This window comes from Streptomyces sp. NPDC034084, from assembly GCF_055575535.1.
Genome location: NZ_JBVISK010000001.1, coordinates 1,137,389 through 1,151,415 on the forward strand (window position 1 = coordinate 1,137,389; position 14,027 = coordinate 1,151,415).

The 14,027-nt window shown below is 71.8% G+C and carries 10 protein-coding genes and 1 tRNA gene; 5 read left to right on the forward strand and 6 right to left on the reverse strand.

The features are described from left to right. Positions 1–41: 41 nt before the first annotated feature. Entirely contained in the window at positions 42–1,523 is a 1,482-nt protein-coding gene (locus ACZ51I_RS05185; RefSeq protein WP_468871586.1) for an MFS transporter, read from the reverse strand. A 180-nt stretch (positions 1,524–1,703) separates the two neighbouring features. On the opposite strand from ACZ51I_RS05185, the gene ACZ51I_RS05190 reads away from it, so the two are divergent. The 5 genes from ACZ51I_RS05190 to ACZ51I_RS05210 all read left to right on the forward strand — a co-directional run bounded on the left by ACZ51I_RS05190 (position 1,704) and on the right by ACZ51I_RS05210 (position 7,811). Continuing rightward, positions 1,704–1,775 (forward strand) — tRNA-Cys (locus tag ACZ51I_RS05190). Positions 1,776–1,835: 60 nt separating this feature from the next. Continuing rightward, complete coding sequence (locus ACZ51I_RS05195) at positions 1,836–2,222, forward strand: hypothetical protein (protein ID WP_468871587.1); 387 nt, start codon at positions 1,836–1,838, stop codon at positions 2,220–2,222. A gap of 348 nt (positions 2,223–2,570) precedes the next feature. Continuing rightward, a complete protein-coding gene (locus ACZ51I_RS05200) occupies positions 2,571–3,476 on the forward strand; it encodes a protein kinase family protein (RefSeq protein ID WP_468871588.1) in 906 nt (301 codons plus the stop codon). A gap of 4 nt (positions 3,477–3,480) precedes the next feature. Then, entirely contained in the window at positions 3,481–5,667 is a 2,187-nt protein-coding gene (locus ACZ51I_RS05205; RefSeq protein WP_468871589.1) for a protein kinase domain-containing protein, read from the forward strand. A gap of 47 nt (positions 5,668–5,714) precedes the next feature. After that, positions 5,715–7,811, forward strand: coding sequence for a protein kinase domain-containing protein (locus ACZ51I_RS05210; protein ID WP_468871590.1), 2,097 nt, complete (start codon positions 5,715–5,717; stop codon positions 7,809–7,811). 7 nt (positions 7,812–7,818) lie between these two features. On the opposite strand, the gene ACZ51I_RS05215 is transcribed toward ACZ51I_RS05210, so the two are convergent. From ACZ51I_RS05215 to ACZ51I_RS05235, 5 genes are all read right to left on the reverse strand, one after another. After that, the gene (locus tag ACZ51I_RS05215) at positions 7,819–8,463 is read right to left on the reverse strand and encodes a hypothetical protein (RefSeq protein ID WP_468871591.1); all 645 of its coding nucleotides are present in this window, start codon (positions 8,461–8,463) and stop codon (positions 7,819–7,821) included. A gap of 5 nt (positions 8,464–8,468) precedes the next feature. Continuing rightward, positions 8,469–10,784, reverse strand: a complete 2,316-nt coding sequence (locus ACZ51I_RS05220; protein WP_468871592.1) for a hypothetical protein — start codon at positions 10,782–10,784, stop codon at positions 8,469–8,471. Between the two features lie 46 nt (positions 10,785–10,830). After that, complete coding sequence (locus ACZ51I_RS05225) at positions 10,831–11,244, reverse strand: hypothetical protein (protein WP_468871593.1); 414 nt, start codon at positions 11,242–11,244, stop codon at positions 10,831–10,833. Positions 11,245–11,294: 50 nt separating this feature from the next. After that, entirely contained in the window at positions 11,295–12,488 is a 1,194-nt protein-coding gene (mycP, locus tag ACZ51I_RS05230; protein WP_468871703.1) for a type VII secretion-associated serine protease mycosin, read from the reverse strand. A gap of 77 nt (positions 12,489–12,565) precedes the next feature. Beyond that, positions 12,566–14,002: a WXG100 family type VII secretion target gene (locus tag ACZ51I_RS05235; RefSeq protein WP_468871594.1), complete on the reverse strand. Its 1,437-nt coding sequence runs from the start codon at positions 14,000–14,002 to the stop codon at positions 12,566–12,568. Positions 14,003–14,027: the final 25 nt, after the last annotated feature.

Consider the following 14,027-nt stretch of genomic DNA (forward strand, 5'->3'; position numbering starts at 1 on the left):
GGAGCGGTACCACCGGATGGGGTCGAAATGGCACCGAAGCTTCAGGCCCCGGCTCCGGTCCCCGACCCGGCCGCGTGCAGCCGCGTCGCCACCCAGACCCCGACCGCCGCCACCCCCGCCACCGGCAGGAAGACGGCCGCGAAGGCGGCCGGGTGGGAGCCGCCGGTCGTGCCCCTGTCCATCGCGTGGCCGACCGCGCCGCCGCCGAGCGCCGCGAAGGCCGCGCCGCCGGCCGCGAGGAGCAGGACGTTGGAGAGGCCGTCGGAGATCTGGAGCGCGGCCGAGTTGGCGCCGACCTCCTCGGGGGCCGAGAGCTGCATCAGGAGCACGCTGGTCGAGGAGATCACCGAGCCCATGCCGAAACAGCCGAAGGCCCAGACGACCGCGACCGTCCACGCCGGTACCCACGTGATCAGCACGCTGGGCGCCCCGGCGATCGCGAGGGCGATGAGGAGCATGCCGACGACGACGAGCCGCTCCCGGTACGGCTCCGTCCACGGCCGGGACTGGATCCAGGAACCGAGCGCCCAGGTGAGGCCGCCGAGGGCGAGGGAGAAGCCGGCCAGGGTGGGGCTGAGACCGCGCTGGGAGACCAGCATCAGGGGGATGAAGGACTCGGCGGCGATGAAGGACCCGGCGGCGATGCCGCGGAGCAGGACGACGGAGGGCAGGCCACGGGCCGCCCGGCAGGTGCCGCGCGGCAGCAGGCCCCGGACCGCGGGCACGAGCAGCGCGAGACCGGCCGCGGCGGGCAGGAGGGCGAGGGGCCGCAGTTCCTCGCCCGCGTACTGGAGGAGCGCCGCGCCCGCCGAGATGCCGAGGGCCAGCACGATCCGGCGCCGGTCCCAGGAAGCGGGGGGCGCCTCCGGGTCGGCGGGGCCCGAGGCGGTGCGGCGTATCGCGGGAAGGGCGAGGGCCAGCGGGAAGACGACGAGGACGGGGATGCCGACGAAGACCCAGCGCCAGCCGAGCTGCTCGGTGACCGTCCCGGCGGCGAGAGGGCCGACGATGGAGGGCACGACCCAGCTCGCGGCGAAGGCGGCCATGATCGCGGGCCTGAGGTGTTCGGCGTAGGCCCGGCCCACGACGACGTACAGGGCGACGATGACGAGGCCGCCACCGAGGCCCTGCACGGCCCGGCCGAGGATGAACATCCACATGGCCCCGGCGGTCCCGGAGAGGAACAGCCCGGCGGCGAAGGCGCTGATGCCGGTGGTGAGGGGCGCCAGCGGGCCGCTCCGGTCGGACCACTGGCCGGCCAGGACCATGCCGAAGAGGCTGGTGGTGAAGTACGCCGAGAAGGCGAAGGCGTAGAGCGGGATGCCCTGCAGTTCGCGGGCGGCGACGGGCATGGCGGTGCCGACGGCGGTCGCCTCGAAGGCGATGAGCAGGACGACGGAGACCATGCCGATGCTGAGCGCCCGGTGGTCCGGGTCGAGGACGGACCCCTTGGTGTCGCCGTGTGCGGCAGGGGGTCCGGGGGTGGGGGCGACGTCGGCGTCGCGGGGTTCGAGGGCGCTCATCCCCCCAGGGTAAGAGGTGACCCCGGGGTTGGCTCCTGTCAGGAGTCCCGGTCCCGCTCGGCCCTTGGACCTACGACCGCGAACCGATTGTTGCGGCGGTGTGGCAGTCGTATGGCACACCCCCCGGAACCCTTGAGCCCCTCCCGGCCCCCGCCCTACGGTCGTACTCGTGCACAACACGACCGTGTGCCCGAGTGGTTGAGGGGCTCGCCTGCAAAGCGAGTTACGTCGGTTCGATTCCGATCACGGTCTCCGAGAGAGCTCCCTCACGGGATCTTCACAGCGCGCCGTACGGTGTGCCACAGTCCGCCCATGAACGATCAGGGCAGACGCAGACTGGGCGTCCTCATAGGCGTGGGCCTCGCCTGCGGCCTGCTGCCGGGCATCACGCTGGGCGGTACGGAGACGATCGACGCGCTCCTCGCCGTCCTGATGGCGGCCGTCGTCATGACGGTCCTCACCCAGGTGATCTTCATCGGCCCGTCGGGCCGCGTTCCGCTCCCCGCCCTCCTGGTCTTCGGCCTCGCCGGCTTCGTCCAGGACGCCCTGATCTGGTGGCTGCTCTCCTGGCTGGGCCCGAAGATCGCCCACCTCCACGTCGACGGCCTCGCGACGATCCTCCTCGCGGCGCTGATCACCCGAACGACCCTGCTGCTCCTGTCCCAGCTGGGGCCGGCGGCCGAGACGGCGGAGGACTGACGGGCCATACCGTCAGCCCGCCCGGGAGCGGGGTGATCGGCTCCGCCGCCTGGTAAACGACCCGCCGGAGACCGTCCCCGTGGCGGCGTCCCTCACCCGCGCCTCCCTGAGCAGCCGGCCCTTCAAGCCCGTGAGCGACCGGGCGTGCGGGCGTGAGCCGTTGCCGGGTTCGTCCCGCAGCGCGTCCACGTTCCGCGCGCCGATGACCTGCCGGCAGGTCGACCGGCTTCCGCCCCGCGTCCAGGCCCGCTCCCCCTCTCTCCCCGGGCAAGGCCTGCCACTCCCGCCTCGGTAGGCTCGTCCCGCCCCCGTCGTCACGGGGCGCCGGAACGACGGGGGGACGTACACGTGGAACAGTCGCGCACACGGGAGGACTCCGCGCGCCGGACCGGCCCGTACCGGCTGATCACCCGCCTCGACCCACCGGGCCGCACCGGCCCCGCCGTCCCGTACCGCCGATTCGTCGCCCGTACGGGGGACGGGGAGCGCACGGTCGTCCTGAACGCTCCCCTGCCCGGCGCCGACCCGGCCCGCTTCGCCACGGAGGCCGACGCGGCCCGTCGCCTCCTCGGCCCCTGGATCGCGCCGGTGACGGACCTGGCCGCCCCGGGCGAGCCCGCCTGGTACGCGACCCCCTACCTCCCCCTGCTCCCCCTCCCCGTGGCCCTCGCCGTGCGCGGCGGGCCGCTGCCCGAGGCGACCGTACGGGCCGTGGGCGCCGCCCTCGCCGAGGCGCTCGCCGCCGCGCACGGGCAGGGCCTCACGCACGCCGGGGTCTCCCCCGCCGCGGTCCTGCTCACCGCCGACGGGCCCCGGTTGAGCTGCTTCGGCGCGGTGCGGGCGGCAGGCGCCGACGGGGAGCGGCGGACCGGTCTGCCGGGTCTCGACCCGGGCGCGCTCGCCCCCGAGCAGGCCTCCGGCGGCCGCCCGCGCCCGCCGGGTGACGTCTTCGCGCTCGGCGCGGTTCTCGCGTACGCCGCGACCGGCCACACCGTGCCGGAACGTGACGAACTCCCGCCCGCCCTGCGGCCGGTGATCTCCTCCTGCCTGGCCCGCGACCCGGCGGACCGCCCGACCGCCGCCGACCTGATGACGGCCCTCGCACCGCCCACCCCGCACCAGACGGTCCTGAACTCGGCCGGCGCCCTGCTCACCCCCGGCTGGCTGCCGGGTCGGGTGGTGGCGGCGCTGGCCCGCCAGTCGTCCGAACTCCTGGCGGCCGAACTCCCCACCGACACCTCTTCCCGGACCTGACCTCATGCTGTCGCCCCTGACCCACGACGACCCGGCCGCCATCGCCACGTACCGTCTCCTCGCCCGCCTCGGCTCCGGCGGCATGGGCACGGTCTACCTGGCGCGGACGCCCGGCGGCCGTACCGTCGCCCTCAAGACCGTGCACGCCCGGCTCGCGGCCGACCCTGCCTTCCGGGCGCGCTTCCGTCTGGAGACGGACGCGGCGCGGATCATCGGCGCGCGGCACGGCGCGGCCGTCGTCGACGCCGACCCGTTGGCCGAGACGCCGTGGCTGGCCACCGAGTACGTCCTCGGGCCGCCCCTCGACGACGCCGTCGCGCTCGGCGGCCCCCTCCCCGAACCGACCGTCCGCGCCCTCGGCGCCGCGCTCGCCGGGGCCCTCGCCCAGCTGCACTCCTCGGACGTGGTCCACCGCGACCTGAAGCCCTCGAACGTCCTCGTCACCGCGTACGGCCCGAAGATCATCGACTTCGGCATCGCCCGCGCGGCCGGCGACGACCACCTCACGCGTACGGGCGCGGCGGCGGGCACACCCGCCTTCATGTCGCCGGAGCAGGCGAGCGGCGAGGAACACACCTCGGCGGGCGACGTGTTCGCGCTGGCCGGCGTCCTCGTCTTCGCCGCCACGGGCCACGGCCCCTTCGGCACGGGCTCCCCGGCCGACCTCCTCTACCGCGTCCGCTACGCCGATCCCGACCTCACGGGCGTACCGGAGGGACTACTCCCCCTCCTGACGGCCTGCCTGGCGAAGGACCCGGCGTCCCGCCCCACGACGCACACCCTGATGGACCATCTGCACGACGGCCACGGCGACTTCGCGGACCACCTGCCGCCGCTGCTCCTCGCCGACATCGCCCGCCAGGCCACGGACGTCTGGCTGCACGCGCCCCACCGCCTCCCGGCCCCGGCGGAATCCGCGACGACGGCGACGGTCCCGCACACCCCGCTCTCCCGCCGCCGCGCCCTCACCCTGGGCGGCGGCTCCTTGCTGGGCCTCGCGGGAGCGGGGGCGGGGGTGTGGGCGTGGCTGGGCTCGCGGGACGACACCGTGAACACCCCGTCCGCTGCCGGACCGACCGCCATCCCGGCGACGACCGCCTCGGACGGGGCGCCGGCGGCGCTGTGGCGGAGGGAGTCGTTGGACAACGAGGAGACGACCACCCAGCTCCTCGCCGGCGACGTCGTCGGCTTCGCCGAGACGGTCGCCTTCCGGGTCCGGGACACGAAGGACGGCACCGAACTCTGGTCGGACGGGATGGTGATGGAGCCGCACCAGGTCACCACCGACGGCACGCACTTCTACGTCTCGGACGGCGCGTACACAGGGCCGGGCGCCCTGAAGATCCGCACGCTCGACCCCCGCACCGGCAAGGAGGCGGCCCGGACCATCGTGCTGAAGGGCTTCGACGGCACCAGCACGGGCACACAACTCCTCACCACCGGCGGCGGGCTGCTCTTCGCCGCCTCGCGGCGGGGCGCGCACAGCAACGACTCGGACGTGAACGAGACGGGCTGGCACCTGATCGCGGTCGACCTGGGCACGGGCAAGGAAGTGTGGCGGCAGCCGTACGAATGGGACGGCGTCCGTCCCTGGCTCTCCCAGGTGGCCGGCGGCCGGCTGATCCTGGGCAAGAACAGCGGCGACCTGGAGTCCTTCCTGGTCCAGGCGCGCGAGGCGCAGACCGGACGCCAGCTGTGGCAGCGCCGCCTGCCGTTGGAGGAATCCTTCAAGTACATCCCCGGTCAGCTCGCGATCGACGAGCGCCACGCGTACTTCGGCGGGGACCGTCTCCGGGCGCTGCGTCTCACCGACGGCAAGATCGTCTGGGAATACGGTTCCGGCTCGGCCGGCACCTCCTACGGCGTCCCGACCGTGGCGAACGGACTCGTATACGCGCACGAGAAGAGGGACACCCCGGGTCTGCTGGCCGTCACGGCCGACTTCGGCACCAGGCGCTGGACGGAGCAGCCCTCGGGCCGCACGCTGACACCCGATTTCTTCGCCGCTCCCGTGGTCGGCGAGAGGTACGCGTACGCGCCCGTACGGGGCGGTCTGAACGCCATCGACCCGAACTCCGGGCGCTCGGTCTGGGTGTTCCCGACGGACGCAAGCCGGTTCGTCGTCGACAAGGAACGGACGCGCATCATCGGCGCCGGCAAGACGTCCGTCGTGGCCATCCCTCTCGCCTGAACCCTCCTCGCCCCACTTCTCACCCCGCCCGACCCGGAAGACGCATCGTGACCACACAGCCCCTCACCACCGGCGACCCTCTCCGGCTCGGCCCGTACCGGCTCCTCGGCGTCCTCGGCGAGGGCGGCATGGGCAAGGTGTACGTCGGCCGGGACTCCGACGGGGCTCCCGCCGCCGTCAAGGTCCTCCGCCCCGAGCTCGCTCACGACCAGCACCTAGCGCAGCGGTTCGTCCGCGAGGCCGACATGGCGCGGGCCGTCACCAGCAAGGGCGTGGCGCGGGTCCTCGGCGCGCAGACCGAGGGCGGGCGCCCGTGGATCGCGGCCGAGTTCCTCGCCGGGCCGACGCTCGACGAGGCCGTCCGTACGTACGGCCCGATGGACGTGCCGACGGTCCGCGCCCTCGCGGCCCAGCTGGCGCGCACCCTGCACGACATCCACGTGGCGGGTCTGGTCCACCGCGACCTCAAGCCGGCGAACATCGTGCTCACCTCGACCGGCCCCCGGATCATCGACTTCGGCATCGCGCGCCCCGAGCACGGCCTGACGCTCACGACGACAGGCCAGACTCCTGTCACTCCGGGGTACGGGGCCCCCGAGCAGGTCCTCGGGCAGCGCGTCGGACCGTCCTCGGACGTGTTCTCGCTCGGAGCGGTCCTCGCGTACGCGGCGAGCGGACGGCGCGCCTTCGACGGCGCGCACGTGGCGGCGGTCCAGTACGAGGTCGTGCACGGGACGCCGGACCTGAGCCTGGTGCCGCCGGAGCTCCAGGAGCTGATCGGCCCCTGTCTGGCGAAGGATCCCGCGTTCCGCCCGGCTCCCCCGCGGATCGCGGAGGCCTTCGCCCCGCCGAAGGGAGCCGACCGCGCCTGGCGCAAGGGCCCGCTGGCCGAGGACATCAAGCGGCGCGAGACGGCCACGAAGCGCCTGGCGGCACCCGAGGACACCGCCGTGCCCTCCTCCGGGCCGTCCCGGCGCCGCTTCCTCACCGGTGCCGCGGTGGGCGTGGCCGTCCTGGGTGCGGGAGGCGGGGCGGGCGCGTGGTGGCTGAACCGCGGTGAGCCGAAGTCCCCGACGGCGGATGTGCCGCCGGCCGTGGCGACCCCCGAGGCCGCGTTCGTCTCGGACATCGACATGAAGCCGGGCGAGTCCCCGAAGGCCCTGTGGGGGCCGCTCGACGTGACGGCCGCCGAGGGTGAACTGCCGCTGCCGGTACGCGATGTGGTGGTCGTGCAGGCGAAGACGGGCGGGCTGCTCGCCCTGTCCGTCACGAACGGCAGGGAGCGGTGGCGGGCCAAGGACATCGACGCGGACGCCGGTTTCGTCTCCGTCGCCGACCGGCTCGTCGTAGGTGTCGACAAGAACGGCGTCCTGAACGCCTTCGTCGCCTCCACCGGCGCCCCCGTCTGGCAGACGCAGTCCGACGTCGACGACGTCCTGGCCGCGGACGACACCCACGTCTACCTGGTGACGAAAGACAACGAGCTGCGCGCCGTCGACGCCTGGACCCTGGCCACCACCTGGTCCCGCCCGATGACCTCCCCGCGCTCCCAGAACGGCCCCGCGAAGGCGGCCGTGGGCAGGAAGCGGCTGGTGATCCACGGCAGGGACGGCCACTGCGCCGCCCTGTACACGGAGACGGGTGAGACCGACTGGGAGATCAAGGGTCAGGGCACCGACGGCCAGGCCCCGGCGCTCGGCGACAACAACGTCGCCTACTTCGGCGGCCCCAAGCTGACGGCCCGCCGCCTCGACCGAGGCGACTTCCTGTGGGAGGAGAAGACCGGCCTGGGCGGCGACTGGGGCACGCCCACCGCCGCCGGTGACCTCGTCTTCGCGGTCAACAGCTACAACGCCTACCGGTACAGCACCATGCGGGACATCCACTTCCCGGTGTCCGACTGGTACGAGGTCCTGGACGAAACGGGTCCCGGCACCGTCAACCCGCCGGCCGTGGAAGGCGCGACGGTCTGGCTCCACTCCCCGGACAACAGCTACGTCCAGGTCGTCCACAAGGCCACCCACACGCGCCTCTTCACCATCAAGATGAAGCGCCAGGGCACCTACCAGCTGGCGAGCGCCGGCAACCGCGTCTTCATCGCCCGGGCCGGCCGGATCGGAGCGTTCCCCGTGCTCGGGGTGTAGGCGCGCCTCACGACCGCGCCTTCGCCGGTACTCCCTTCACCAACCCCGTCCCCCCGCACCCCAACTCGGCGGCGACATGCCGGGCCGCCGCGTTGGCGAGGGTGATCAGACGTGTGCGCTGTTCCATGTCCGTTTCCTCGGCGTCCGCCGGGCCCCGGACGGCCGTCTCGACGACGATCGGATGGCCGGGCGCCTTGAGGCGGCAGGAGAAGTAGAGCTTGCCGAGGGTGGACGAGGAGAAGGCCTCGACCCCAGTGGAGTACGAGGTCACGGACTCGGCGAGCTCCGGACCCAGGTACGGGCCCTTGCCCACCGCCCTCACCTCGATCTTGACGTCCTGCGACGCCTCCTCGGCAGCCTGGAGGCCGCAGTACGTCACCGGCTGCGGCCGGTACGAGTCGGCCCACGGCGCGGCGGCGTCTTCCCGCAGCCGGGCGAGGGCCTTCTCCGGCTTCGACAGGTTGTCCTCGAAGCGCTCGCCGCCGAGGACGGCCTTGAGCGCCGCCGTGGCCGCCGGGTCCTTGGCGAAGCCACCGCAGGCCTCGGCGGCCGTCAGGCCCTCGGGTTCCTGCGTGGCTTCCCCGCCGCCGCATCCTGTGAGGAGGGCGGCGACGGCGAGGGCCGTTCCGATCCCGGTCAGTACAGACCGCATGGGCGTCACTTCTTCTCGTACGGGTCGGGCAGCGAGTTGTCGCGGGCGTGCATGCGCGAGTCCCGGACGTACTTGACCAGTTCCTCGTCGAGGTAGTTGCGGTCCTTCTCGCTCCAGCCGGGGGCGTTCGCGTAGGCGATGCCGGGGCGGAGCGAATTCTCCTTGCCCATGGCCAGCGCCTCGTCCGACAGGTCGTCCGACTTCTTCTTCAGCAGCTCGTCCTTCTCGTACTTCTCCGCCATGTCGTCGGCTTCCATGCCGATCACGGTCGTCACCGCACCGCCCACCGTCTCGGCGGCCAGCGGTACCAGTACGCCACCGGCTCCGCCGGTCAGGACCGCGATGCCGCCCGCCGCGGCCGCGCCGACGCCGAACTTGACCCATTCGGTCGTCCTGCCGACGGCCTTCTTGTGCTCCTCGGAGTCCTTCTCGTAGTCCTTGTCGATCTGCGCCATACGGGACTCGTCCAGGATTCCCTGCGCCTCCGACCCGACCCGCAGCGTGGTCCGCGCGTCGGTGAGGTCCCGGTCGTCGAAGGTGGAGCCGGGCTTGGGGCCCACCTGGTCGAGGACGCTCGTCGTGTACAGCGACTCGGCCGCCGAGAGCGTGGAGTGGCCGGTCTCGCTCTGCGACACGATGCCCATGAAGTTGACGGCGTCGCCGCGGTTCCAGAGCAGCCCGGTGTCGAAGTCGTCGCCGAACCGGGACTTGCCGTGGGCGTCGTTGTAGCCGAAGGGGGAGTTCCGCTTCTCCTCCATCGTCGTGTCGCTGTCCGTCTCCAGGGAGCGGTTCAGCTCATCGATGTAGGCGGCGCCCATCTTGCCGAGGCTGTCGTCGATGCCCGGCTGCTGGTGCATGTACTTCGGGTCGCTGCCGTACCGCTCGACGACCTTCTGCATGACCTCCGCGTTGTCCTTGGTCCGTACGTCCTTGAGGCCCTCGGCCTCGGCGTCGTACGGGTGGCCGGTGGTCGCGGACTCCAGGGCGTGGCCGAGCGCGTTGTAACCGGGCTCCTTGGTCCGGTCACCCTTGTCGTTGAGCTCCTCGGGCCACTCGCGGTCCTTGGTGAAGTAGTCGAACGGGTCGAGCTTCTTGTTGTCCTTGCTGTTCTCCGGCGTGAGGTCGATGTCGCCGTTGAAGAAGTCCGTCGACGCCTTCGGGTTGTGCCCGAGGCCCTCCATGAAGCCGATCATGGGGTCGTTGCCGAGGTCGCCGCCCATCCAGTTCAGGTGGCTCGGGCCGCCGGTCATCTGGTGCCAGGCCCGGTCGGCGGGGAGCCGCCCGTCGTGCGTCATCTTCCGCTCGGTGATGACGAGTCCGTTGCCGTAGTCCTTCAGGAACTTGTCGTCGTAGTCGCCGACCCGCATCAGGTTGCTCATGACCTGGAAGCCGTACGGGCTGGTGCCGCGCGTCTGGATCGGCTCGCTGCCGGCCTTGATGACGTCGGCCTTCCACTGCTCCATCTCGGGGCTCGTGGAATGGGTCGCGGTGGCGAGCGTCAGACTCCAGTTCGTCTGCAGTTCCTTGAGCTTGTCGCGGTGGTCGACGCCGAGCCGCGAGCCGTCGCTCGGGTCGCCCATGTCGGCCCAGTACTCCATGCTGCCCTTCGGCCCTACCTCCAGGGCGAACTTCTCTGCGAAGTACGGGTCCTTCTGGTTGGCCTTGAAGAGCGCGTTGAGCTTGTCGATCTCCGCCGGGGTGGCGTCGTCGCCCTTCTTGTACAGCTCGTAGGCGGCGTGCGCGTCCTCGGCGTCCTGCGCCTTCGAGGCGGCCTTGAGGGAGTCGTAGCTCGTGCCGGAGAAGTTCATCTTGTCGCTGCCGACGAGACCGCGCAGGGCGCGGGAGGCGATGTCGTCGGCGTTGTTCGCCCGGTCGACCGCGGCCTTGATCGCCGAACGCATCGCGTCGAAGTCGGCCTGCTCGGGCTTGGGCCCGTCGTAGTCCTTGGAGCGGCGGTCAGGATGGATCATGTAGCTGACGACACCGTCCTGGTCGATGCGGATGCCCTTGCCCGGGGCCTCCGCCACCAGCTTCTCCAGCTCGGTCTTGGCCGCCTGGAACTCGCTCTCCGCGTCCCGGAGGATGTTGCGGATGCTGCTCGCCTCGGTGAGGGCGTCGCCGAACTCCTTGGCGGTCTTCCGGACGAAGGCCTGGGTCACACCGGCGTTCTCGCCCTTCCAGTCGGCCTTGTCTGCCTTGCCCTGGAGGCCGTCGGCCTTCTCCTTGGTCTTCTCCAGCTTGGACACCGCCTCCGACCAGACGGTCACGGCCTCTTTGAGGCCGCTGAGGTGAGCGTGGAGGACCTGGTCGAACTTCAGCATCTGTTTCCCTCGTCAGCCGTGCGCGGTCGTCGTCGCCGTCCCCGGCTTATGTGAAGTGCTTGTCGATCTCGGACATGGAGAAGTTCGTGATGAGCGTCTCCTCGTGGTTGGCGTGGCTGACCACGGTGTCCTCGAGGTGGTTGTGGATGTGCGCGCAGGCGCTGAGGAGCGCCTCGGCCTGGCCGCGCCAGGTGTCCCACATCGTCCACATCGCCGATCCGGTCAGGAAACCGTCGCCGTCGAGGCTCTTGGCCGCGCTGTCGGTCTGGGCGCCGGCGTGGAAGGCGTCCCGCTCGAACCAGTGGAACAGCTCCTGGGCCTCGTTGCCGATGGCCTTGAGGTCGGCGGACGTCACCTTGTAGTCGCTGGCACCGCCACCGCCACCCTCGGCGGGCACACTGTTGAGCCTCATCGCCGCGTTCTGGCTGCGGACTTGGCTCCACTCGTCGTCGAACGACATCTACTTCCCCATGAGTGAGTTTACGGACGGCCGACGGCAGGGGGTCGGGCTCAGCCCCGCCGCGAACGGAGTACGGGTACGGCGACGGCGGCACCGATCAGCACGGCGGCACCGATCCCGAGGCCGATCCAGAGACCGGTGTTGCCGCCGTCGTCGGCGGATGCCTGGGGGGCGGGGGCCGGGGCGGGCGCGGGGGCGGCGGTGGATTCCGAAGGGGCCGGGGCCGCCGAGGGCAGGTCGGCGGAGGACGTGGGCGTCGCGGTCGGCGCCTCGGCGAGGTCGTCGATCGGCCGGACACCGGCCGGGCCGGGGTCGCCGGGCGTCTTCAGCGTACGGAGCGGCCGGATGGCGCCGTAGCCGATGAAGTCGCTGCGCTTCTCGCCCCCCTTGGGCTTGGCGACCGTGTTGAGCATGACCCTCAGGACCTGGTTGTTGGTCCAGTCGGGGTGCTTCGACCAGAGCAGCGCGGCGGCGGCGGAGGCGAGAGCGGTGGCGTCACTGGTACCACTTCCCTTGCACATACCTGTACCACCGCCGCAGGCGTGCACCATGTCCTTGCCCGGGGCGACGATGTCGACCTGGTCGCCGTGCTGAGACAGCGGGATGTGCTGCGCCTTGTTGTCGACAGCACCGACACCCACCACTCCGGGGGTCGCCGCCGGGTACTCGACAGGATTGCCCTTGTCGCCGCTGTTCCCTACGCCGGCGAAGACAAGGGAGCCCTTTTCGAGCGCGTACTTCACCGCATCGGTGAGTGCCTGCGACCCCTCGGTGACCGCCAGGGAAATGTTGATGACCTTGGCACCGGAATCAGCCGCGTACTTGATCGCCGGAGGGACGACGCGGTTGAACTCCTCGTTGCCGACGTCCATGCTGCGGTCACCCGCCTGGAGCCCAGGAACACGCACCGGCAGGATCTTGGCGCCCGGCGCGAGACCGAAGGCCCCGTTCCCGCCGTCCCTCGCTCCGGTACCGGCGATCAGGCCTGCCATCCCCGTACCGTGGCCGGTGTAGTCGGTGAACTGGTCCCCCGACTCCTCCGGCGCGAAGTCCTTGCCCTCGAGCACCTGGCCCCGGAGGTCCGGATTGTCCTTCTCTACACCGGCGTCGATCACCGCGACGGTAACGCCCTTACCGGTGCTGAACTGCCAGATCTCCTCGGCCCCCATGGCGTCCAGGTGCCATTGCTGGTCCCGGAAGTTCTCCGCGTGGGCGGGAACGGAAGCGATGCCCACCAGCAGCATCCCCAAGGCGGCCGAGGCGGCCACTCGGGCATGGCTCCGACGAATACTGCTGGTACGCATCTGCTTCCTCGCGCTGATCAGTCGATGACGGGCGGCGCCACGCGGCGGCCCTGCTGCCAGGTCTCCTCGTCCTCGACGAGGTAGTCGGGACGCTCTCCGTTCTGCTCCTCGCGCTCGCCCGGCTTCGCGGCGGCGCCGCCCCGCACGAGACCGGTGCCACCGGCCGTGAAGGGCTTCCCGGCACCGGCGCCACCGGCGCGCTGCGCCTTGCCGCCGACGACTCCACCGCTCTCGCCGGCGAGACGGCGGCCGCCGGTGATGCCGTTCTGGCCGGCCGCGCCGCCCATGGGGCCACCCATGCCGTGAGCGCCGCCCATGCCGCGGCCCATGCCCGTCCGGTTCTGCCCGGCGGGCTCGTTGCCGATGACGGTGCTGCGCGGGATGCCGGTCTGCGGCCGACCCGTGGTGCTGGGGATCGCACGGCCGCCGCTGATGCCGTCGCGGGGCATGCCGGGCGTGGTACGGAGGCCGCCGGTCGCCGGACCACGGGGGTTGGTGGTGCCGCCGGTGGCGGGCGAGGTGGGGCCGAAGGGCCCCGGACCGCCCTTGACGGACAGCGGAGGCACGCCGGTGGTCACGAACGGAGGCGTACCGCCGTCCGGCTTGGTGATCGGCGGCGGACCGCCCGGAGTGAGCGTCGTCGGCCCGGTGGTGTCCGGCTTCGGCAGGGTCTCCACGCTGTCGATGCCGAGGTCCACGGGTGCGTCAGGCCGGACTTCGGGCTTGGTGACGTGCGTCGGCCCGGTCGTGTCGCCTGTCGGCGGGAGCGTGGTCGTGTCGGTCGTGGAGTGTGTATCCGACTGCGAGCGCGTGGTGTGTGTGCCCGTGCTAGTACTCGTGTCCGTGCCGGTGGAACGGCTGTCGCTCTGATGGGTTGAGCCGATGTACGAGTTGCCTTCGACCCCGTCGACACGCTCAGGCACGAACGCCCCCGGCGGCGGCGGGAACGTCGGCGGCTTGTCTCCCCTCATCTGGGCGCTCGACCACACGTACGCGTCAGAGAGGCGGTACATCTCGGCTGCCGCAGCCAGCTTGGTCTCCTGCTGCTTGGCCTTGAGGGCGTCAGCGGCGTCGGCGTCCAGCTTCTCCTTCGCGCCCGCCTTGGGAACGCTCCGGGGCATGGCGCTCTGCGCCGAGGCGATGGCCGTGGCGTTGTCCGCCATCCGCTTGGACCCGCGGTCGCTGTACTCCGAGAGCCGCGTGGTCGAGTTCGCCACATCGGTGGCCCACTCGACGAAGGCCTTCTCGGCCTCGCCCTCCCAGTCCATGTTCCTCATGCTCGCGCGCAGGTCATCGGCGATCGTGGCCATCTGCTCCGAGACGCTCTTCAGTCGCCCTGACGCCTCGTTGACCTGATCGTGGCTCGCCTCGTCCAGCCACGCCACCATCTGCTCGTGATCCATGCCGGCGAAGTTGGTCGCCCCGCCCCTGCCGCCGCCCTCTGCAGGCCTCATGTGCCGCCTCTTCCCCGTGTCCCCG